Here is a 20,917-nt window from a genome sequence, read left to right on the forward strand (position 1 = left end):
GACCGATCTTCGGGAAACGTTCCACGAAATCGCACCGAAGAGAGGCGCAATGACGCGTAGACGACGTTTGATGACCCAGGCCGTGCTCGGCGCCGCAGTGGCGGCGACGCTCGTCCTCACCGGCTGCTCGAGCGACGGCGGGACCGGCTCCGGCTCCGACCCGACGAGCTCCTACAACCCGAAGGAGAAAGTCACTCTCCACCTTTCCTGGTGGGGCAACGACGCGCGCGCCGCGATCATGACCAAGGTCCTCGGGATGTTCGAGAAGAAGTACCCGAACATCACGGTGGTGGCCGAGCCGGTGGGCGCGCCGAACGACCTGTTCAATCGGCTCTCCACCGACTTCGCCTCCGGCACGGCCCCCGACGTCTTCGCGCTCGGCGGCTCCAAGCCCCAGGACTACGGCTCCTCCGGCTCGCTGCTCGACCTCTCGACGGTGTCGACCTACCTGCCGACGAAGGACTTCCCGACCTCTGCGCTGCGCAGCTCGACCGTCGACGGCACGGTCTACGGCGTGCCGACCGGCGGAAACGCGATCGGCCTCCTGGTCAACGAGGACCTGTTCAAAAAGCAGGCGTGGAGCTGCCGACCACGAAGTGGACCTGGGACGACCTCGTGAAGGCTGCGAACTCGATCTCCGCGAAGAAGGACGGCGTCGTCGGGCTGGACCTGCGCGTGCAGGACATCCTCGGCACGTACGTCGCTCAGACCAACAAGATCGGCATCTACTCGGACAAGGGAAAGATCGCGACGAAGGCCTCGACGATCCAGGGCTGGTACGAGCGCGAGCAGTCCCTGGTCAAGGGCGGAGGCCTCCCCGACCCGTCGGTCATCGTCCAGCACTGGAACGTCACGCCGGACCAGACGCTCTTCGGCACCGGAAAGGCCGCGATGAGCTTCGCCTATAGCAACCAGATCGGCGCGTACACGGCGGGTCTCGGCGGCGCAAAGGTGGAGATCGTCACCCCGCCGACCGACACGTCCAGCACCGGTGTGTCCGTACTCCCCTCGCAGTTCTGGTCGATCGCGGCCGGCACGAAGCACCCGGCCCAGTCCGCGCTGCTCGTGAACTACCTGGTGAACGACACGGACGCGGCGAAGGTCATCCTGGCTGACCGCGGCCTGCCCTTCAACAACAAGGTGCTCAAGGTCGTCAAGCCGTTGCTGAGCCCGGTCGACGCGCAGTCCGCGGCGTACCTGGAGACGGCGCTGAAGTCCGGAGTCACCTCCCCGCCGCAGCCGGCCGGCGGCGCGATCCTCAACGACCTGTCGCAGCGCACCGAGTCCGACATCCTGTTCGGGAAGGTGACCGCTCAGCAGGGGGCGGCGAACTGGATGAAGGAACTCCAGCAGTCGCTGAACAACGGAGGCTGATCCGGTGACCGCGATCGACCGTTCGGCCCTCGCAGCCCGCCACCGGGTGCGGCTGCGAGGGCTCGACCCGGCATCGCCGCTGACGGTCGGCAACGGCGAGTTCTGCTTCACCGTGGACGCGACCGGCCTGCAGACCTTTCCGGAGGCGTACCCGGTCGCCGCGCGCTACGGCGAGGAGTCCGGCACCCTGCTCGGCACGCTGAGCAACTGGGGCTGGCACTCCTCGCCCGGCCGCGTCGAGCTGGAGCCGACGATGAGGGAGTACGACTCGCCGCACGGCCGCGCCCGGTACGCCGACCTCGGCGGGATGCTCGACGCGGGGAGCGCCGATGGGCAGAGCCCGGCCGAGGAGTGGCTGCGCAACAACCCGCACCGGCTCGACCTCGGCCGGATCGGGCTGTGGACGGGAAGCGGCGCGCGCTCCGCGGAGGAGCTGTCCGAGGTCGATCAGTCCCTCGACCTCGGCAGCGGCATCGTCTCCAGCGCGTTCCGTCTCGGCGGCCGCGGCTTCGCCGTCCGCACCAGCGCGCATCCCGAGCGGGATGCCATCGGCGTCCGCATCGACGGCGCCGGGCCGTTCGGCCTCCTGCTCGCCTTCCCGGCCGGCTCGGAGGCCTGGGGCAACGCGGCGGACTGGAACCGGCCGGACGCGCACACCAGCACCGCCGAACGCACCGCGACCGGCTGGCGCATCGTCCGCCGGCTCGACGACACGGTGTACTCCGTCGTCGTCACCGCGCCGGGGTCACGGCTCGAAGCGCTCGGCGCGCACCGGTTCGTCGTGCGCCCGTCCGGGGAGCCGGCGGAGTGGGACGCGACGATCGAGTTCCTGCCCGGCGACACCCGCGTGGAGCTGCACGGGCTGGAGGCCGACCGGGTCGCCGCCGCCTCCGCGGCGCACTGGTCGCGCTTCTGGGAGGAGGGCGGCGCGCTCGATCTCGCGGACAGCGACGACCCCCGCGCCGGCGAGCTCGAACGGCGCGTCGTGCTCTCGCACTATCTGAGCGCGCTCAGCGCGGGCAGCCTCCCGCCCGCCGAAACCGGGCTGATGCTCAACTCGTGGCGCGGCAAGTTCCACCTGGAGATGCACTGGTGGCATCACGGCTGGCTCGCCCCCTGGGGTCGGCCGGAGCTGCTCGAACGGTCGCTCGCTTGGTACCAGGGCGTCGCCGACCGGGGCCGGGCCACCGCGCGGGGCCAGCATCTTCCCGGCGTGCGCTGGCCGAAGCAGGTCGGGCCGGACGGCATCGAGGCGCCGAGCCCGATCGGGCCTTTCCTGATCTGGCAGCAGCCCCACCCCATCCACCTCGCAGAACTCCTCCGGCGCGCCCGTCCGGGCCGGGCCACCCTCGAACGGTGGGAGCCCCTCGTCAGAGAGACGGCCGAGTTCATGGCAGCCTACGCGGCAGCCGGCCCCGCAGGCTTCGAGCTCGGGCCTCCGCTCGTCCCCGCGCAGGAGTCGTACGCGGACACGCGCGCGAGGGCGAAGAATCCGACCTTCGAGCTCGCCTACTGGTCGTGGGCGCTGGAGGTCGCAGTCCGTTGGCTGGAGCGGCTCGGCCGCCCGGTCCCCGCGCGGTGGCGCGAGGTCGCCGCAGGTCTTGCGCCGTTGCCGGTGCGCGAGGGTCGGTACGTCGCCCTCGGCACGCCCCCGTTCCTGGAACGCACCGACCACCCGAGCATGCTCGCCGCGCTGGGCGTCGTGCCCCCGACGTCACTGGTCGACCCCGCGACGATGCGCCGGACGCTCGAGGACGTGCTCGGGGACTGGCGCTGGGAGACGGCGTGGGGCTGGGACTTCCCGATGGCTGCGATGACCGCCGCCCGGCTCGGCCTGCCAGAGGTCGCGGTCGACTGCCTCCTGCTCGACCAGCCCAAGAACACCTACCTGGCGAACGGCCACAACCGGCAGGACGACTCGCTGCCGATCTACCTGCCCGGCAACGGCGGCCTGCTGCTCGCGACCGGGCTGCTCGCGGCGGGCTCCGACACCAGCGCCGCCGTCGGGTTCGGCCCGGGCTGGCGCGTGCGCCACGAGGGGATCGCGCCGCTGCCCTGATCGAGGGAACGGCCTGGCAGGACACCCCACCTCGCGGCGCGGGCAGGCGGCGTGTCCTGCCAGGTCGGTCGGAGGGGCTCCGTCAGCGCAGGTGCTCGCGGATGGTGTCGACCAGCGGGCCGCGCTGCACGGCGTTCCCGAACCGGAAGGCGCGGGCGAGCTCCCGCGCGCGTTCCGGGTCGACGCCGCGGAAGCGGTCGGCGAACCGCTCCGCGAGCGGCTCGGCCAGCAGGATGTGCCGCACCAGCACGGCGATGTGCGGCTGGCGTCCCCACGGGTACGGCGCGTAGCCGGGGAACTCGCGGTCGAACACCGCGTCGACCGGGTCGAGCACGTCGCGCACCCCCGCGTCAGAGCCACCCCACGAGTCCACGCCGAGACGCGCCTTCGTCTCCAGCTCCGGACGGACCAGCTCCAGGTAGGCGCTGTCCTCCGCCGCGCTGACCAGACCCTGGAGCCCGATGTCCTTGTACGTCCACAGCGCCCAGCTCGCCCCGTGGTCGCGGTAGATCTCGAGCTGGTCGCGCAGCAGCCGCAGGCGCCACGGCTCGGTCGTGGCACGCGACGGGTACACCGGACCGAACTCCCCGATCCAGATCGGCGTGCCGGTGCGGCGCATGTACTCCGTGCGGCGCAGGAACGTCTGCTCGACCACGCCGCGGTCGAAGTACTCGCCGCGGGTGACTCCCGGGTACTCCGACGCGCTCGTGATTCCGGGGAGCGCGTAGTCGTGTGCGGTGTAGACCGCGTTCGGCAGCGGCTCGGACCGGAGGTCGAACAGCGAGAAATCGGTGGAGTACTTATTGCCGTCGAGAAACAGCACATGGCGGCGGTCGATGGCGCGGATCGCGCGCTCCAGCCGCTCGTAGAACGGCAGCAGCACCTCCCCGCTCGGGTCGGACGGCTCGTTGATGGGGTTGTAGCCGGCGACCTCCGGGCGGTCCTTGAAGCGGTCGGCGAGCGCCTCCCACAGGTTGACCACGCGATCCTGGAAGTGCGGGTGGTTCCAGAACTCTGCGATATGGGTCGGGTTGTCGCTGTGCCAGTGCTGGTTCTGCCTGCCAGGCAGTGCGTGCAGGTCGAGGATGGAGCGGATGCCGTGCCGGGCGAGCAGCGAGACCACCCGGTCGAGCCGGCGGAAGCCCTCCTCCTTCAGCACGAACGGCCGCGCGTCGTCCTCGAAGTGCCGGTAGTTGAACGGGATGCGCACGCTGTCGATGCCGACCTCGGCGAGGAACACGGCATCCTCGTCCGCGAAGAAGCCGTCGAGGTACTCGTCGAAGAACGCCTCGTACGCCTCGGCTCCCATCCGGTCGAGCATCAGGCGGCGGATGCGCTCCTCGTTGCCCGGGTAGCCGCTGATGAAGTTCTCCATGTTCATCCAGCCGCCGAGGCCGACGCCGGCGAGGCGCACGACGCGGTCGTGCTCGTCCACGAGGTCGGCGCCGCGGACGCGGAGGAAGGTGAGGTCTGTCATGGCGGTGCTCCGTTCCGGCATCGTCGGGTGGGCTGGTGGCGTCGGGCGGTCTGCCGGCGTTGCGCGGTCTCTCGGCGTCGGGCTCACGCGAACGGGAGCGCCTCCGGCCGGGCGAGCCCGCGTACGACGCGCGACGGCCACGCGGGGTCGGTGGTCAGGATCTCCGGGAGGCCGTCGCCGACGAGCACGGTGTCCTCGGCCTTAGCGCGCGGTGCGCTGGGATTCCAGGCGAAGGCCTGGCCCCGGACCACGCGGTCGCGGGCCGTCGGCGTCGCCCGGGGGTCGCGTCCCGCATAGCCGGTCGGGCCGCCCTGGTGGTGGCGCAGCCACTCGTCCGCGTCGAAGTCGTGCTCGAGGTAGGAGGCCGCGATGTCCGCGAGCACGTCGGCGAGCGACCGCCCGGGCCGGGTCGCGGCGAAGGCGTCGGCCTCCACCTGGAGCAGCCGCGCGCCGACTCCCTCGGAGTCCGGTTCGGCGCCGATCCAGCGGGTGAGGTTCACGATCAGCCCCTGCCGGCGTGCACCCACGACGAGCATCGCGCGCCGCCCGAGTCGCGCCCGGGTCGGCAGGGGTGGCGGAGGTCGAGGCGGCCCTCGCCGGCGACGAGCAGCACGATCGGCTCGGCGCCGAGCCCGATCAGCTCGTGCGACAACGCGGCGGCCAGCGCCTGCTCGGTGTCGCCGGGCCGGACAGTCCGGGCGACGCGCGTGACCGCAGCGGCGGTCTCGGCGCCCAGCCGACGGTAGCGGTCCGCCTCGACCGGGAGCAGGCGGGCGCGGATGGCCCGCAGCTCCGCGCTCGCGTCGGTCTCGTGCAGCGTCCCTGCGTCGAGCGCCGCCGCACCGGCGCTGCCGACGCCAGGAAGCGGCGCGAACCACGGATGGTCGACCACCGTCGCGGTGTGCGCGTCCGGGAGCTCCTCCCCGACCAACCGGTCGCGTTCGTTGGAGAAGATGTGGAGTGTCAGCGCATCCTCCGCGACCACCGCGCTGAGCACCGGGTCGCCGTTGGTCGGAACCGTGACCCGGGCGCCTCCCAGCAGCCAGGCCAGGCTCTCGCGCGACGACAGGGCGATCGCAGAGGCCCCGCGAAGCCGCAGAAGCTCCCGCACGCGCGCGAGCTTCACGTCCAACTCAGTGGCCCGGTCGACCGTGTCAGCCGTCGCCGTCTCGCCGCGTCGCGTCTCCTGTAGCACGGTGCCACCCTATACGAGAAAGCGGTTTCTCGCAGGCGCCCCGCGCGCGGGGAAGGCGTAGCCGAACTGGGCGCCACACGTCATGATCGCGGTCGCCCGAACTCTCTCCGGTGTCGGCGCCATCCCAGTTGGGCGGCGACCGCGGGGCGCTCGGACGGGTTCACGACCGAGCGCCCTGCGACACGACGCGACGCTAGGGGCCCGACCTTTCTACGGGGTGCAGAGTCGCTGCCTGGCCTGACACCTCTGAGCCGTCCACGGCGGCGAACGTCTCGGCGATCCAGTCGGCGATGATCCCCGCGACGTACGGCATGTTGTCGATCGAGATGTGCTCGGTGCCGCCCTCCGGGTCGTCGAAGACGCGCAGCTCGCGGCGCGGGCTGTTCACCGCCTGGTCGTACGTCTCGTGGGCGTAGCGGACCGGGATCTGCCGGTCGCCCGCTCCGTGGGTGATCAGCAACGGCACAGTGATCTGCTCAGCGACACCGTTCAGGTGCATGCCCGCCGTCTTCTGGATGAAGGTCTCCATCGAGTCGACGCCCCACACCCAGAAGACGTGGTCCCAGTAGTGCGGCACCGGGTTCTCGCCCTCGCGGTTGCGGCGCGCTTCCTGCACGGCGGCCCAGTCGTGGTTGGCGCCCCAGGCGACGGCGAGCTTCAGCCGCTTCTCGAAGGCGGCGGCGCGCGGCGCGTAGTAGCCGCCGAGCGACCAGCCGACGATGCCGACGCGGTCCGGGTCGGCGCCCAGCTCGGCGGCGTTCGCCTCGATCCAGTCCACGATCGCGGCCGCCCACACCTCGGTGTCGTGGCGAGCCGTGAGGCCGCGCAGGCGGAGGGCCTCGCCGGAGCCGGGGGTGTCGATCATCAGCGTGGAGATGCCGCGCTCCGCGAGCATCCGCGGGAAGCCGGAGTAGTACATCATCTCCTTGGTCGAGTCGAGGCCGTTCCACTGGATGACCACGGGATGCGGGCCGTCGCCGGGAGCGCGGTAGAAGTAGCCGGGCAGCGACGAGCCCTCGTACGGGACCTCCACGCGGGTCAGCGGGATGCGGCTCAGCTCCACGTGCTTCAGCAGCAGGTCGATCGACTTCTGGTAGGCGGCGTTGCGGCCCTCCCACCGCGGCGACTGCAGGCGCTCGGCCTGGGAGGTGTAGAGCGACGCGCGGTAGTAGGTCTCCCCGCGCCGATCCGGCGGCCGGCGGCCTCGTCGTCCGCGGCCTTGGCGACCAGTCGGTCGGCGACGGCGGCCCAGGCGGCGTAGAGCTCGGCGGTGCCGGCGTCGTCGCCGTTCTGGGAGGCGAGCAGCACCGGCTTGCACGCGCGGTCCACCTCGTCGATGAAGCCTCCGTTGTTGAGCGTCGCGACGACGGCGAGGCTCCACACGTAGTTGGTCGGGAAGTACATGAACACGGGAGGACTCCTTAGGTCGTCGCGCCGCGCGCGATGCGGTCGGCGAGGTGCTTGGCGCCGGCGGAGGACGCGAAACCGCCGTCTACGGGGAGGTCGACGCCGGTGAGGTAGCCGGCGGCGTCCGAGAGCAGGAACGCGGCGACGCCGGCGACGTCCGCGGTGCTTCCGAGCCGTTCGAGCGGCGTCAGTTCGAGCTGTGCGTCCCGCATCGCCGCCGGGGCAGTGGCGGTCATGCCGGTCTCGATGAAACCGGGATGGATGGTGTTGACCCGGATGCCGCGCGGCCCGTACTCGGCGGCGGCGACCCGGGAGAGGCCGCGCAGCCCCCACTTGGACGCCGTGTACGCGGCGGTGTAGTGGCCGGTCAGCCCGGCGACCGAGCCGACGTTGACGATCGAGGAGCCCGCGCACATGAGCGGCGCGAGCGCGCGCATCCCGAGCATGGGGCCGGTGAGGTTGATCGCGAGCACGCGGTCCCAGTCGGCGCGGTCCGTTGCTGCGATGCCCGCGCGGTGGGTGACGCCGGCGTTGTTGATCAGCCCGCGCAGGGGCGCTCCCGCGAGAGCGACCTCGACGTCCGCGGCGAGCGCCGCCCAGGCGTCCTCGTCGGTCACGTCGAGATGGCGGAACTCGACTCCCTGGGCGAGCGCGTCGTCAGGGTCGACCACGTCGGTCGCGATCACGGTCGCGCCGAGCGACGCCAGCAGACCGGCCTCCGCGGCGCCCTGGCCGCGCGCCGCGCCGGTGACGACGACGGTCGCGCCGGCGATCCCGGCGGTCAGGCCGCCGGCCGACGCAGAGCTCACAGCGCGACCCGGTCTTCCCGGGTTCTGGCGCGCGAGCGCACCCGCGCGGGCGGCAGCTCCGGCGCGCTCACGGGGGCGCCGACCGGGCCGACCAGCTCGCCGATGCCTTCGACGACCATCCGTACCGTGTCACCCTCCGCCAGCGGAGGCGGCGCGAGCTCGCCACGCCGGCCCCACAGCTCGCCGAGGCAGCCGCCGTTGCCGATCGTCCCCGAGCCGAGGACGTCGCCCGGCACCACACGGGAGTTGCGGGAGGCGTACGCGATCAGCTCGGGGAACGGCCAGCCCATGTTCGAGACGAGGTCGTGCCCGATCCGCTCGTCGTTGACGAAGACCTCGGCACGGACGGCGAGGAAGCCGTCGCCGTCCAGGTACGGCTCGAGCTCGTCGGCGGTCACGATCCACGGTCCGAGGCTCGTGCCGAAGTCCTTGCCCTTCACCGGGCCGAGCCGCACCTTCATCTCGCGCGACTGGAGGTCGCGGGCCGACCAGTCGTTCATGACCGTGTAGCCGAAGATCGCCGAAGCGGCGTCCTCCGGGGTCAGGTTCGCGCCGTCCAGCCCGGGGACGCCGCCGATGACGGCCGCGACCTCCAGCTCGAAGTCGAGGCGCGCGGTGACGGGAGGCCGCACGGCCTCGCCGGGTCCCAGCACGGTGTGCGGGTTGGTGAAGTAGAACGTCGGCGCCTGGTACCACTCGGGCACCACCTCGCTCGTGCCGTCGACCGAGGCGCTGACGCCCTCCACGTGCTCCTCGAAGGCGACGAAGTCGCGGATCGCGGCCGGTGCGAGCGGAGCGAGCAGGCGGACGTCGGCGAGCGCAGTGCCGTCCTCGCCGTGCGCGCGGTCGAAGAGACGGTGCGCGTCCGCCAGGCCGCGCGCGAGCACCTCGGAGACGGTCCGGCCGTCGGGGAACGGGACGACCCGGTCGCCGATGACGAACCCCTCGCCGACGGTGCCACCCTGCGCCGTGCTCCACCGGGCGATCCTCATGCCGGCTCCGCCATCCGGTGCGCGATCCCGAAGATGAGGCCGGGTGCGTCGGCCTCCCGGTCGTGGTCGATCTGCCACTGCCCGAGCTGCACCGATGCGTCCACCACGGCCTGGGCGCGGGCGACGCGGCGGGTGTGGAAGGCGTCCCACAGCGCGTCGTCGACGGTGTCGGCGGCGATCAGCAACTCGGTGAGCACGAGCGCGTCCTCCAGCGCCTGCGCCGCTCCCTGCGCGATCGTCGGCGGGCAGCTGTGCGCGGCGTCGCCGATGACGACCGACCGCCCGCGGTTCCACGGCGCGGGGACGACGTGCTGGGTGAACCAGGTGTAGTTGACGTGGGCGCCCGCCTTCAGGTCGGCGCGGATGTCGTTCCAGGGGCCGCCGTAGGCCTGCGACTCCTCCAGCATGATCGTCACCGCCTCCTCGTCGGTGAGCCCGACGCGCTCCTGCGCCGGCTCGACCAGGAACGCGTACATGCTGTCCTCGCCGGTGGGCGTGTAGCCCGCGATGTAGACCGGGCCGCCGTAGTACAGCTCGCTGCGCTCGACGGAGGCCGGGCGCGAGACGAACGACCGCCAGATACCCATGCCGGTCGGCTGCGGCCTGGTCTCGATGCCGATCAGCTCGCGCACGGCCGAGTTGAGGCCGTCCGCGCCGACCAGCAGGTCGTACGTGCCGGCCGGAACGCCGTCGACCTCCAGAGTCACGCCGTCGCCCGTCTCCGAGACGCCGGTGACCTTCGCACCGAAGCGGACCGTCGCACCCGCCGCCTCGGCGTGGTCGAGCAGGATACGCGCGAGGTCGGGTCGGTACATCCCACCGGTCGCCGGGTAGTCCGGGCCGCCGGTCTTCACCTCGGGCAGCTCGGCGACGACCGGGGCGTCCGGCCCGGGGGCCCGGAGCGTGAGGCCCTCGAAGAAGTAGCCCTTCGCCTGCACGTCGTCCCAGACGCCGAGCTCCCCGAACGCGCGCAGTGCGTTGCCCTGCAGGGTGATTCCGGAGCCGAGAGCGCTCAGCTCCGGCTTGGACTCGAAGACGTCGACCTGGACTCCGGCCTGCGCGAGCCGGATGGCGGTGGCCAGACCGGCGACACCGCTTCCGGCGATCGCGACCTTGCTGACGGCGGTCATGGGAGAACCTCTCTGTTCTGCGGGTGCGTGCTGCGCGCGGGACTGCTACAGCAGCGCGATGGGGTTGATCGGCGACCCGACGGCCGCCGTGATCGGCAGCGGCGGCGCCGAGAGGAGGAAATCGTATCTCCCGAGCCGCCGGCATTCGGTCGCCAGCTCCTCCAGGTCCCACATCTCGCCGATGGTGAGGCCGAGGTTCGGGATGACGACCTGGTGCAGCGGCTGGAAGGCGGGCACGTCGAACTCGTTCGGCCGCACCTCGAATCCCCAGGTGTCGGTGGCGATGGCGGCGATCTCGGTGTCGTGCAGCCAGCCGGCGGTGGTCAGCGAGAGCCCGGGGGCCGGGCCGCCCGCGTACTCGCCCCAGCCGTCGCGCCGGACGCGTGCGAGCTGGCCGGTGCGGACCAGGACGATGTCGCCGGTGCCGACGCTGCTCGTCGCACCCTGAGCCTCCACGCACGAGCGGAGGTCGTCGGCGGTGATCGCGTAGCCGTCCTCCAGCTCCCCGGTCTGCGGACGGAGGTGCCGCCCGAGGTCGAGCAGCACGCCCCGGGAGACGATGACCGACGCGGCGTGCTCGATCCCGGTCACCAGGTCGCCGTCGCTCGTCACGACATCGCCCGCGCGTCGGCCGTTCCAGGCGTAGCCGTGGTCGAAGATGTGGCCGAGGCCGTCCCACTGCGTGGAGCACTGCAGCGGCATCGCGATCACGTCGTCCGCGCCGCCGAGGCCGTGCGGGAAGCCCTGGTTGCCGCGCTCGGCGTCCGTGCCGGTGTCCAGCATCGTGTGCACCGGGTTCGTGCGTCGGCGCCAGCCCTTCTGGGGACCGTTCATGTCGAAGGACTGCGACAGCGACACCGCGACGCCCTCGCGGACGAGGGCGGCCGCCCTCGTCCGCGCGGACTCGTCGATGAAGTTGAGCGTGCCCAGCACGTCGTCCTCGCCCCAGCGTCCCCAGTTGCGGTAGGCCTCGGCCCGGGAGGCGATCTCCGCTTCCGGGTCGAGCCGGTCCAGGTCCGCCGGATGCTCGCTCGGCTGCGTCATGGTCAGCCGCGGCCCTGGACGGCGTACGGGTTGAGCAGCGCCTCCTTGATCTCGTCCGGCACGCCCTCCTCGGTCGCGCTCGGGCCGTCCGCGGGCGGGAAGGACTCCGTCATCGACATCGGCATGGCGCCGTTGCGGTAGAAGTTGCTCGACCCGAGCGACGGCTTCCAGGTGTTGGGCTGCCAGTCCGGCACGTAGTTGCGGTAGCCGCCGGTGTTCAGCTCGATGCGGAGGCTGGACGGCTCGCGGTAGTAGAGGAAGGTCTGCTCGCCGATGCCGTGGATGGAGGGACCGTACTCGATCGGGACGCCGTTCTCCATCAGGGTGTCCGCCGCGATCAGCAGTTCCTCGTAGGTGTCGACCCAGAACGCGTAGTGGTTGACGCGGCCCGCTGCGGTGGAGCCGTCGAGGACGACCCCGAGGTCGTGCGACTTCTCGTTGGTGGTGAGCACGGAGAAGATCGAGATCGGCGCCTCGTCGAGGACGGTGCGGGCCATGATTCGGAAGCCGAGCACGTCGTTGTACCACTGCGCGAACGCGTCCACGTCGCTGGTCGCGATGGTCACGTGGTCGAGCTGGCGCGGGGCACCGGCGACCTTGCTGCGCTTCTGCGGGCGGTCCGGGTAGATCGACGCGACGTGGCCCGGCGCCTGGTGGCGGGTGACGTCCCAGTGCAGGGTCATCGAGTGACCCCACGGGCCGGTGAAACGGTAGGCCCGGCCGATCGCGTGGAGGTCGTCGATCCACTCGCCCTGGACGCCGGCGGCCTCCAGGCGGGCGGCGGCCTCCTCGAGCGCCTCCGCGCTGGAGGTGCGCCAGGCCATCGTCACGAGGGACGGCTGCGGGCCCGGCGAGACCACGAGAGAGTACGCGTAGTAGTCGCCCCAGCAGCGGAGATACACCGACCCGTCGATGCGGTCGACCACGGTGAGCCCGACGTGTTCCTCGTAGAACTTCACGGACGCCTCGACATCCGGGGACGTGATCTCCACATACGACAGGTGGGAGAGAAGCTTGATCATCCTTGATCCTTTCCAGACAGGGCGAATGTGATTGCCCGGTCTCTACTATCGAGATCGCGCCAGGATCAGGGAACCGCGTATCGGCTATGCCGGGAATCGATGAGACTGATTTCCTAGGTCCGCATCGCTCGATCTTCGGTCGTTGTGCGACGCAAGCTGGCTTTCTGGAGGGCTCAAGTAGTGTCTCGTTCTACCCGTTACCGGCTGAGCTTGTGTCAGAATCAAGCATGGCTAGGGATTCCGCACTCCGATTCGGCGCGCAGACCGACGAGGTCATGAGCCTGCTGCGCGTGGTGAACCTCGTCCGCACCGGGGAGGCCGACACCCGCCCCGAGATCGGCCGGCTGACCGGACTCGGCCGCGGGGTCGTGGCCCAGCGGGTCGATGCCGCGATCGAGATGGGCTTCCTGGAGGACGGCGACTACGGCCCGTCGTCCGGCGGTCGGGCCCCGCGCACCCTCCGCTTCCGCTCCGACCAGGGCACCGTCGTGATCTGCGCGCTCGGCGCCCTCCACATCCGGGTCGGCCTGGCCTCCCTCGATGGCGAGGTGCAGGCCGAGGCGCACTGCGCCTGGGACATCGGCCGCGGCCCCGCGGAGACCATCGACCGCGCGCTCGAGATGATCGACGAGCTCCTGGCGGCGCAGGAGCCGCGACCGATCTGGGCGGTGGCGGTCGGCGTGCCGGGCCCCGTCGACTTCGAGACCGGTTCCCCGGTCGCGCCGCCCATCATGCCGGGGTGGAACGGCTTCGACGTGCGCCGCCGGTTCGAGCAGCGCTTCGAGGCGCCGGTGTGGGTCGACAACGACGTGAACCTGCTGGCCTTGACGGAGCGCAGCCACCGCCGCGACGACAACGTGGACCTGATCTACTGCAAGGTCGGCAGCGGCATCGGCGCCGGCCTGGTCTCCCACGGCCGCATCCACCGCGGCGCGAACGGGGCGGCCGGCGACATCGGCCACGTCCGGGTGCGCGACTCCACGGCGGTGTGCCGCTGCGGCAAGGTCGGCTGCCTGGAGGCGGAGGCCTCGGGCTGGGCGATCATGCGCGACGCGCAGCTCGCGCTCGACGAGGGGGCGGGCGGCATCCTCGCCGGGTTGGTCGAGCGGGGCGAGACGATCACCCCGGAGGCGGTGTCGATCGCCGCGCAGGACGGCGACGCGCTCGCGATCTCCCTGGTTCAGCGCTCGGCCCGCCTCATCGGGGAGTCGATCGCGGCTCTGGTCAACATGTTCAACCCGGGCGTGATCGTCGTGGGCGGTGCGGTGTCGGCGGCGGGCGAGATCTTCCTCGCCGAGGTGCGGCAGCGGGTGTACGAGCTGTCGCTGCCGTTGGCGACGCGGGACCTGTCGATCGTGCGCTCGATCGGGGACGAACGGGAGCCGTTGCGCGGAGGTGCGGAGCTGGCGATCGAGGAGCTGTTCGAGGTGACGTTCCCGCGCTGGTTCGCGGATGGGCGGCCGACGATCGACGGCGTGAAGGGGGTCGCCGCCTGACGGTGGCCTCCTGTTCGAGCGGTGTCAGCCGGTGTCGTCGCGCTCGGCGAGGAATCGGTCCCGCTGCTCGTCGTGCTCCCTGAGCATGGCGTAATACTCGTCGTCCAGCTCGGCGATCTTGCGGCCTGCGTACGCGACATTCTCGTCGGCGGTGTCCGAGACGCGCTGGAGTTCCTGCCGGAATCCGGGGTCGTCGGCCACGCCCTCGCGCGCGCCGAGAGTGTAGAAGCTTTCACGCACCTGGAACATTCTGGAGCGGTAGAGGCCGAGGTATTGGTCGGCCGACTCTATTCTCAGCCGTGCGGTTCTGCGCTCCTGGTCCTGGGCGTCCTCCAGCTCTGCCAGCGATCGATAGGTCACCATGCGATGCTGTTCACCCCCTCGGCATAGTCGCTCTGCGACTTCAGCTCGTCGAGGCCGCGCTGCACCGTGTCCGCGACGGCGCCCGCGAGAACGGTGTTGCCGAGGTCCGCAGTGCCGAGGGTGACCCCGATGCCGGTGCTCGCCGGAACCACGATCGCGGACTCGCTGATCTTCACCGCGGCGTTGTTGGCGTGGACGATCGGCGGCATCAGGCTGTCCAGAAGCTGCACCGCTGCGCCGTGGACTTGGGCCTCGATCCAGTCCTGGACCTCTTGGACACCGGTCTGCATCTCCCGGTCGAGGCCGTCGAAAAGCTCCTGCAAGAAGTCTGCGGGATCCATGATGATACTCCTTATCTACCCGCCCAGTCCGAAGGTGAGAGCCCACTGCGCGTCCTGCGCCAGGGTGTTGCGCACTGTTTGGGAGATGCCCTCGCTGAGCTGACCGACCCGCTCGATGTGGCGGTCCACCCGCTCGTCGACGGCCCGCACGGCGTCCTTGTCGACGTTCTGGTGGACGCGCAAGCGGTGCCGATCGATGCAGCGCTCGACGTCGTGGGCGGTGATCGTCGGCAGGAGGGCGGCGGCGTTCTTCGCGTCCAGCAATCCGCCCTCCATCCGCGAGATGATCCGGCCGTTCGCCGACTTGATCTCCCTCAGTGCGGTCGCGGTGCCGCCGATGCTCGCCGCGAGGCCGAAGGCGGCGACGGAGTTGACCGCCACCAGAGCCCCGGACGCGTTCTTCGCCAGCGACTTCATCGCCGCCGGATTGCGCGTGATGCCCGCCAGCCCCAGCAGCAGAGGAGAGACGGCCTCGGCCGTCCCGGGGACGACCGTGTCCACCAGGTTCCCGAGGATGTCCTCGAGGGGGCGACCTTTGGCCCCTGCTCCCTCAATCGAACCATGCGGATCCAACGTGAAGGCTCCGTCCTTTCCGATGTTGTGATAGTCCAATTCGTGGCGGCCCTGCGTGTCGGTCACGAAATCGGCAGCGCCCGTGCGGTGGGCGTAGAGGTTGCCGATCACGTCCCACTCGTTCACGTAGTTGTGAAGCCGCTGGCGGCCCGCGTTCCTGTCGGCCTCCAGCCGCTCCTTCGCCTCCGGCGACAACCACTCCCACGGGTCCGGCCCGTTGAACGTCGTCGCGTCCCAGCCGTGCTCCGCGGCCACGAGCAGGGCGAGGAAGCCGCCCAGCGAATGCCCGACGGTCGAAATGGACGAGCCGGGATGCGCCTCCCTCACCCGATCCGCGAACCGCTGAGCATCGACGACCTGACTCAGCGGACCCTGCGTGCCGCCGACGATCGTCATGACATCCTCGACGAGGTCGGCCCGGTGATTCGGATTCGTGCCCGCGTACGACACCACGATGTGGGAGAGGTCAGGGATACCGTCAACGAGCGGCGCGACCGCTATGGCCTGGAAGCCGTTGGCGGGGTGGTTCTGTGTGTCGATCACTCGATAATCCTGCTCGCGCCCTTCGGGGCCGACAGTGAATTCTTCGCCCTTGGCCAGCGGAGGGTCTTGCACCAACCGGTCCACCTTGTATGCCTCGTTCGCAAGGCCCATGTGCTCCTCGGCGGTCGTCACTGGATGACCTCCGAGGTTCCGTCGCTGTAGGTCACCGTCAGCGGGAGGTGCGGAGCAGGTGTCGGTGCTTCGGGCGGTATGCCGGTACCTCCGACCCAACTCACACCGCTGTCCGGCCCGATGATGACGTAATAGTCGTTGCCCTCGATTGTTGCGATCGCATTGACGCTCCACGCCGCCCCGAGCCCAGGCCGCTCGCCGTCACGGGTGAACCGGACCTTCTCGACGTTCGGTCGGTACCTGTCGCGGAAGTAGAGCGCGGATGCTCGCTGCTGTTCTTTGACTGGGGGGTCTGGTGTCATGAGGCGATCTCCTATCAATGAACAGGCCGTTAGGCCAACGATCAGGGGGCTGCGAGCAGCACGGCGCTCACAGCTCGAACTACCCGCATGCGCGCCCCCTCCCGCGTCGTCCGTCGAAGAACCTCATGAGCAGACGCATCGTTCTACTCAACCGGACGCCGGCGAGGGGAAGAGCGCGATGCGGTCGCGGGCCACGCATTCGGTTGGCGGGCATCGGCGATCGTTTCGCACCCGCCGTCCCTGTCAATCAGCGGCAGCGGGAGTGCGCAGGAGGCTCCGGCACTCCGGTGGCTCAGACGAGCGTCGGCCTGGTGTGCGGCTGAATGATCACCTGATCATTCACGCCCTCAAAAGCAGGCGCTCCTACCCCTCCCCGCCGTAGTACGGCCACGGCAGGAACCGCCGCTCCCCGCGGCGATCCGGCCCGCTCAGCGCGACCTCCCCCGTCGCCGCCCACTCCACGCCGCGCGGGAACATCCGGATGAACTCGATGCGGCGAAAAGTGTCGATGTCGTGGCCGATCGTGATCGTGAAGGAGCGGCCGGCGCCGTACTGGTTGATCCAGGCGATCGGCTGGTCGGTGTTGATGCCGGGGAGGGCGGCGATGCCCTCGGGCGGGATCGCAACCGGGTAGTGCGACATCGGCCAGACCGGGGCGTTCTCGTAGGACTCCAGGTCGTCGTACGTGGTGAGCAGCACCTGGGCGCCGTCGAGGAGCTCCACGCCGGTGAGGATGTCGTCGCCGGTGACCGTCCAGCGCGGGCTGATCCCGTCGGTGATGGCGTGGCGCGGCTCGACCGTGTCCAGCTGCGCCTCGCCCCACGGTCGCGGGCGGAGGCCGCCGGCGACCGTCAGGCGCGATCCACGCATCGTGTTGTACTCGTCGGGGTAGCCCCAGTCGTCCTCCTGCGCGGCCGAGCCGTGGAACCAGACGATGCCCTTGCCGTCGTCCCGGAGGAACTTCAGCAGCGCCGCATCCGTCTCCGGTCCGAAGCCGACCGCCTTCTCGTGGTAGCCGTCGCGGCCCTCGAAGACGACGATCACCACGTCGTACTTGTCGATGATCCCGGCGCCGAGCCCGCGCGGGTCCTCCACCACCCGGACGCGGAAGCGGCCGGTGTCCTCCAGCAGGGTCGTGATCCACTGGTTGTGGAGGCGGAAGCTGCGGTGCTCGTTGTCATGCTCGCGGGTCATGTGGCCCGAGAGGATGAGCGCGCTGAGCATCGGAGGGACGTCGGGCACCGTGGTCAGTCCGCTTTCGTCGAGAACGCGGCGTCGAAGGCCGCGTCGGGCGGGGTGATCGCATTGAGCTCGCGCACGAACGCGATGGCCTCCGGCGCTCCTTGCAGGCGGTCCATCCCGGCGTCCTCCCACTCGACCGACGTCGGGCCGGTGTAGCCGATGAAATTGAGGGCGCGGAAGATCGGCTCCCACGGCACCTCGCCGTGGGCGGTGGACACGAAAGTCCAGCCGCGGCGCGGGTTGGCCCAGGGCAGGTGCGAGCCGAGGACGCCGTTGCGGCCGTCGAGGTTCGTGACCGACTCCTTGACGTGCACGTGGAAGATGTGGTAGGCGAAGTCGAGCACGAACGCCACCGGGTCCAGCTGCTGCCACATGAAGTGCGACGGGTCGAAGTTGATCCCGAAGCTCTTCCGGTGACCGATCGCCTCCAGCGTCGCCTTCGCGGTCCAGTAGTCGTAGGCGATCTCGGAGGGGTGCACCTCCAGGGCGAACCGCACCCCCACCTCCTCGAACACGTCGAGGATGGGGTGGAAGCGGTCGGCGAAGTCCCGGTAGCCCGCGGCGATCCACTCGTCCGAGGCGGGCGGGAACATCGCGACTGCCTTCCAGATCGAAGAGCCGGTGAACCCGGTCACGGTCTTCACGCCGAGCGCGGCGGCCATCCGGGCGGTGAGCTTCAGCTCCTCGGCCGCGCGCTGCCGCACGCCCTCGGGGTCGCCGTCGCCCCACACCCGGTCGTTCAGGATGTCGCGGTGGCGCTCGTCGATCGGGTCGTCGCAGACGGCCTGGCCGGCGAGGTGGTTGGAGATCGTCCACACCGTCAGTCCGTTGCGCTCCAGGATGTCGCGGCGGGACTGCACGTAGGCGTCGTCGTCCCAGCGGGACACGTCCAGGTGGTCGCCCCAGCAGGCGATCTCCAGTCCGTCGTAGCCCCACTCGCCGGCGAGCCGGGCCACGTCCTCGAACGGGAGGTCGGCCCACTGGCCGGTGAACAGGGTGATCGGTCGGGTCATCGTCGTCTCCTCTACACGTTCGCCGGGACCGCGGCCTCGACAGCGACCCAGGCGGAGTCCTTCGCCGCGCTCTCCTCGACTGCTGCGAGGACGCGCTGCACGGCGAGGCCGTCCGCGAAGCTCGGGTCGAGCTCCGTGCCGTGCGCGATGGCGGTCACGAAGTCGACGACCTGGTGCGAGAAGCCGTGCTCGTAGCCGAGCATATGCCCGGGCGGCCACCACGCCGACACATACGGATGCTCGGGCTCGGTGACCAGGATGGTCGTGAACCCCTGCAGCTCGGCCGGTGCCGTTCGGTCGTAGTGCCGAAGCTCGTTGAGCCGCTCCACGTCGAACGCGAGCGCGCCGTCCGTGCCGGAGACCTCGATGGTGAGCGCGTTCTTGCGGCCGGTCGCGAAGCGGGTGGCCTCGAACGACACGAGCGCGCCTCCGTCGAGCCTGCCGGTGAAGATCGCCGCATCGTCCACGGTCACGTCCCCGAGTTCGCCCGTGGCGCTCCCGGTGAAGCCCGACCGTTCACCCAGCACCGGGCGCTTCCGGACGATCGTCTCCACGGTCCCGGACACACGCGTCACGCGCTCCCCGGTCACGAACTGCGTCAGGTCCACGATGTGCGCACCGATATCGCCGAGCGCGCCCGAGCCCGCGTGCTCCTTCCGAAGCCGCCAGCCGAGCGGGACGGAGGGGTCGACCAGCCAGTCCTGGCGGTAGGCGGCCCGGATCTGCTGCACCCGACCGATGGTGCCGCGCGCGATGAGATCCTGCAGCAGCGAGACCGCGGGCACGCGGCGGTAGGTGAAACCGACCATCGCGCGCACGCCGCGCTCGGCCGCGCGCTCGGCGGAGGCGGCCATCGCCTCGGCCTCCTCGACGCTGTTCGCGAGGGGCTTCTCGCAGAGGACGTGCTTGCCGGCGTCGAGGGCGGCGATCGCGATCTCGGCGTGCGAGTCGCCCGGCGTCACGATGTCGACCAGGTCGATGTCGTCGCGCGCGATCACCTCGCGCCAGTCGGTCGCGTGCTCGGCCCAGCCCCACTTGGCCGCGGCCTTCGCCACGGCCTGCTCGTTGCGGCCGACGACCACGGCGAGCTCGACGTCCTCCGGGAGGTCGAACACCCGCGGCGCCTGCCGCCAGCCGACCGAGTGCGCGGCCCCCATGAAGCCGTAGCCGATCATGGCCACCCGCAGGCTCATGCGAGCACCAGCTCGCGCTCGACGGGCACCCGGTTGGTGACGTAGCGGCCCGGGCCGCCGTCGACGCCCGGCATGATCTGCATGTAGAGCAGGCGCATCGTGAGCACGACCTCCACGGTGAGCTTCTCGCCCACCGCAGGCGCGTGGCCCAGCGGGATCACGACGTCCGGCCGGTCGGCGACGAACCAGAGCGTTTCGGACTGCTCCGGCAGCTCCTCGACGCGGTAGCTGCGGCCGTTCAGCTCGAAGCGGAGGTCCTCGCGCGGGATCTCGACGCCGTTCACGGTGGCCGCGACGTCGTCGACCGCGGACAGCCACAGGCTGCGGTACCAGGGGATCTGCACCGAGACGGCGATCCCGTCGTCGGTGCGCCGGACGTCCTTGTCGGAGAACAGGGAGTTGTGAGTGGCCATCGGGTCCTCCTATTTGAACGTGTCGGCGAATGTGTCGTGCGGCGCCGGGGGCTCCGGCTCCAGCTTCTGCACGGTCGACGGACTGTACGGGTGGTTCTCGCTGGGCACCGGCTCGTCCGCCGGCGGCATGAAGACCGGCTTGCCGTCGTCGCCGAAGTACATCAGGTCGAGGTCGAAGGCGGCCTGGTTCTTCTCGCCGAAGCTCACCCAGTTCTCCTCGAACGGCGCGCGGGCGAGCTCGTAGCAGCGGAACTTCCAGATCCTCCACTCGCCGTCCTGGCGCAGGAAGTCGATCGCGTACTTGCACCACACCCAGTGCGCCCAGACCTTCTTGCCCTGCACCTCGCCGGGCGAGTACATGAAATCGGGGCTGCCCTTGGCGACCTCCGGGTCGGTCAGGCCCGACTCGGTGCCGGCCATGATCCAGACGCCCTTGGCGGTCCGACCGTCGCCCGCGACCTCGATCACGGGCGTGGTCGTGGCGTGCAGGATGAGCTTGCCCTCCGGTGATGGACGGCCCCGGTGGTAGCGCGTGACGCTCTCCCAGGTCGTGTACTGCCCGGCGTTGGTGTACCGGGCGCGGATGCCCTCCGTGCCGTCCTTCACCCAGAGCGGGATGATCCGCTCGTCCTGGAAGGCGTTGTGCAGGTGCATGTAGCGGTTGAACAGGTTCTCGATCTCGCCGCGGTCGGCGGCGCGGCGGGCGAGGCCCTGAGCGGCCGCGACCTCCTCGCGCAGGCGCGCGACCTCGGCGACGAGCTCGGACAGGGTCGCCTCGGCGACGGTCTCTGACATGG

21 protein-coding genes and 1 pseudogene are annotated in these 20,917 nt (G+C 70.6%); 3 read left to right on the plus strand and 19 right to left on the minus strand.

The window, feature by feature from the left end; genetic code table 11:
- Positions 1–256 precede the first annotated feature (256 nt).
- Positions 257–1,374 (plus strand): annotated as a pseudogene (locus tag ACRAWC_RS07830) (extracellular solute-binding protein).
- A gap of 4 nt (positions 1,375–1,378) precedes the next feature.
- Complete coding sequence (locus ACRAWC_RS07835) at positions 1,379–3,433, plus strand: hypothetical protein (RefSeq protein ID WP_431347215.1); 2,055 nt, start codon at positions 1,379–1,381, stop codon at positions 3,431–3,433.
- A gap of 82 nt (positions 3,434–3,515) precedes the next feature.
- Here the strand turns inward: ACRAWC_RS07835 and ACRAWC_RS07840 are convergent, their stop codons facing one another.
- The 10 genes from ACRAWC_RS07840 to ACRAWC_RS07885 form a co-directional block, all read right to left on the minus strand.
- Positions 3,516–4,910, minus strand: coding sequence for a glycoside hydrolase family 5 protein (locus ACRAWC_RS07840; RefSeq protein WP_431347216.1), 1,395 nt, complete (start codon positions 4,908–4,910; stop codon positions 3,516–3,518).
- Between the two features lie 83 nt (positions 4,911–4,993).
- Positions 4,994–5,446 carry a hypothetical protein gene (locus ACRAWC_RS07845; RefSeq protein WP_431347217.1) on the minus strand — a complete coding sequence of 151 codons (453 nt, stop codon included), beginning with the start codon at positions 5,444–5,446 and terminating at the stop codon, positions 4,994–4,996.
- Positions 5,413–6,105 carry a hypothetical protein gene (locus ACRAWC_RS07850; protein ID WP_431347218.1) on the minus strand — a complete coding sequence of 231 codons (693 nt, stop codon included), beginning with the start codon at positions 6,103–6,105 and terminating at the stop codon, positions 5,413–5,415. The genes ACRAWC_RS07845 and ACRAWC_RS07850 overlap by 34 nt, the downstream gene beginning before the upstream one ends.
- 193 nt (positions 6,106–6,298) lie before the next feature.
- A complete protein-coding gene (locus ACRAWC_RS07855; protein WP_431347219.1) occupies positions 6,299–7,168 on the minus strand; it encodes an alpha/beta hydrolase family protein in 870 nt (289 codons plus the stop codon).
- 5 nt (positions 7,169–7,173) lie between these two features.
- Complete coding sequence (locus ACRAWC_RS07860; protein WP_431347220.1) at positions 7,174–7,515, minus strand: hypothetical protein; 342 nt, start codon at positions 7,513–7,515, stop codon at positions 7,174–7,176.
- 11 nt (positions 7,516–7,526) lie between these two features.
- Positions 7,527–8,321, minus strand: coding sequence for an SDR family NAD(P)-dependent oxidoreductase (locus ACRAWC_RS07865; RefSeq protein ID WP_431347221.1), 795 nt, complete (start codon positions 8,319–8,321; stop codon positions 7,527–7,529).
- Positions 8,318–9,313: a fumarylacetoacetate hydrolase family protein gene (locus ACRAWC_RS07870; RefSeq protein WP_431347222.1), complete on the minus strand. Its 996-nt coding sequence runs from the start codon at positions 9,311–9,313 to the stop codon at positions 8,318–8,320. The genes ACRAWC_RS07865 and ACRAWC_RS07870 overlap by 4 nt, the downstream gene beginning before the upstream one ends.
- Positions 9,310–10,443, minus strand: a complete 1,134-nt coding sequence (locus ACRAWC_RS07875) for an FAD-dependent monooxygenase (protein WP_431347223.1) — start codon at positions 10,441–10,443, stop codon at positions 9,310–9,312. Before ACRAWC_RS07875 ends, ACRAWC_RS07870 begins: the two co-directional genes overlap by 4 nt.
- Positions 10,444–10,488: 45 nt before the next feature.
- Positions 10,489–11,487 carry a cyclase family protein gene (locus ACRAWC_RS07880; protein WP_431347224.1) on the minus strand — a complete coding sequence of 333 codons (999 nt, stop codon included), beginning with the start codon at positions 11,485–11,487 and terminating at the stop codon, positions 10,489–10,491.
- 2 nt (positions 11,488–11,489) lie between these two features.
- A complete protein-coding gene (locus tag ACRAWC_RS07885) occupies positions 11,490–12,509 on the minus strand; it encodes a VOC family protein (protein ID WP_431347225.1) in 1,020 nt (339 codons plus the stop codon).
- 227 nt (positions 12,510–12,736) lie between these two features.
- Here ACRAWC_RS07885 and ACRAWC_RS07890 point away from each other — a divergent pair, with 227 nt between their 5' ends.
- Positions 12,737–14,005 carry an ROK family protein gene (locus ACRAWC_RS07890; RefSeq protein WP_431347226.1) on the plus strand — a complete coding sequence of 423 codons (1,269 nt, stop codon included), beginning with the start codon at positions 12,737–12,739 and terminating at the stop codon, positions 14,003–14,005.
- A 24-nt stretch (positions 14,006–14,029) separates the two neighbouring features.
- On the opposite strand, the gene ACRAWC_RS07895 is transcribed toward ACRAWC_RS07890, so the two are convergent.
- The 9 genes from ACRAWC_RS07895 to ACRAWC_RS07935 all read right to left on the minus strand — a co-directional run bounded on the left by ACRAWC_RS07895 (position 14,030) and on the right by ACRAWC_RS07935 (position 20,915).
- Positions 14,030–14,365 carry a hypothetical protein gene (locus ACRAWC_RS07895; RefSeq protein WP_431347227.1) on the minus strand — a complete coding sequence of 112 codons (336 nt, stop codon included), beginning with the start codon at positions 14,363–14,365 and terminating at the stop codon, positions 14,030–14,032.
- Positions 14,362–14,709, minus strand: coding sequence for a hypothetical protein (locus ACRAWC_RS07900; protein ID WP_431347228.1), 348 nt, complete (start codon positions 14,707–14,709; stop codon positions 14,362–14,364). Before ACRAWC_RS07900 ends, ACRAWC_RS07895 begins: the two co-directional genes overlap by 4 nt.
- Positions 14,710–14,724: 15 nt before the next feature.
- Positions 14,725–15,825 carry a hypothetical protein gene (locus tag ACRAWC_RS07905; RefSeq protein WP_431347229.1) on the minus strand — a complete coding sequence of 367 codons (1,101 nt, stop codon included), beginning with the start codon at positions 15,823–15,825 and terminating at the stop codon, positions 14,725–14,727.
- Positions 15,826–15,953: 128 nt separating this feature from the next.
- A complete protein-coding gene (locus tag ACRAWC_RS07910) occupies positions 15,954–16,259 on the minus strand; it encodes a hypothetical protein (RefSeq protein WP_431347230.1) in 306 nt (101 codons plus the stop codon).
- A 363-nt stretch (positions 16,260–16,622) separates the two neighbouring features.
- Positions 16,623–17,501, minus strand: coding sequence for a ThuA domain-containing protein (locus tag ACRAWC_RS07915; RefSeq protein WP_431347231.1), 879 nt, complete (start codon positions 17,499–17,501; stop codon positions 16,623–16,625).
- Positions 17,502–17,506: 5 nt separating this feature from the next.
- Entirely contained in the window at positions 17,507–18,514 is a 1,008-nt protein-coding gene (locus ACRAWC_RS07920) for a sugar phosphate isomerase/epimerase family protein (protein ID WP_431347232.1), read from the minus strand.
- An 11-nt stretch (positions 18,515–18,525) separates the two neighbouring features.
- Entirely contained in the window at positions 18,526–19,707 is a 1,182-nt protein-coding gene (locus ACRAWC_RS07925; RefSeq protein ID WP_431347233.1) for a Gfo/Idh/MocA family protein, read from the minus strand.
- Complete coding sequence (locus tag ACRAWC_RS07930) at positions 19,704–20,120, minus strand: C-glycoside deglycosidase beta subunit domain-containing protein (RefSeq protein WP_431347234.1); 417 nt, start codon at positions 20,118–20,120, stop codon at positions 19,704–19,706. The genes ACRAWC_RS07925 and ACRAWC_RS07930 overlap by 4 nt, the downstream gene beginning before the upstream one ends.
- A gap of 9 nt (positions 20,121–20,129) precedes the next feature.
- Positions 20,130–20,915, minus strand: coding sequence for a nuclear transport factor 2 family protein (locus tag ACRAWC_RS07935; RefSeq protein ID WP_431347235.1), 786 nt, complete (start codon positions 20,913–20,915; stop codon positions 20,130–20,132).
- Positions 20,916–20,917: the final 2 nt, after the last annotated feature.

The organism is Leifsonia sp. L25 (genome assembly GCF_050632895.1).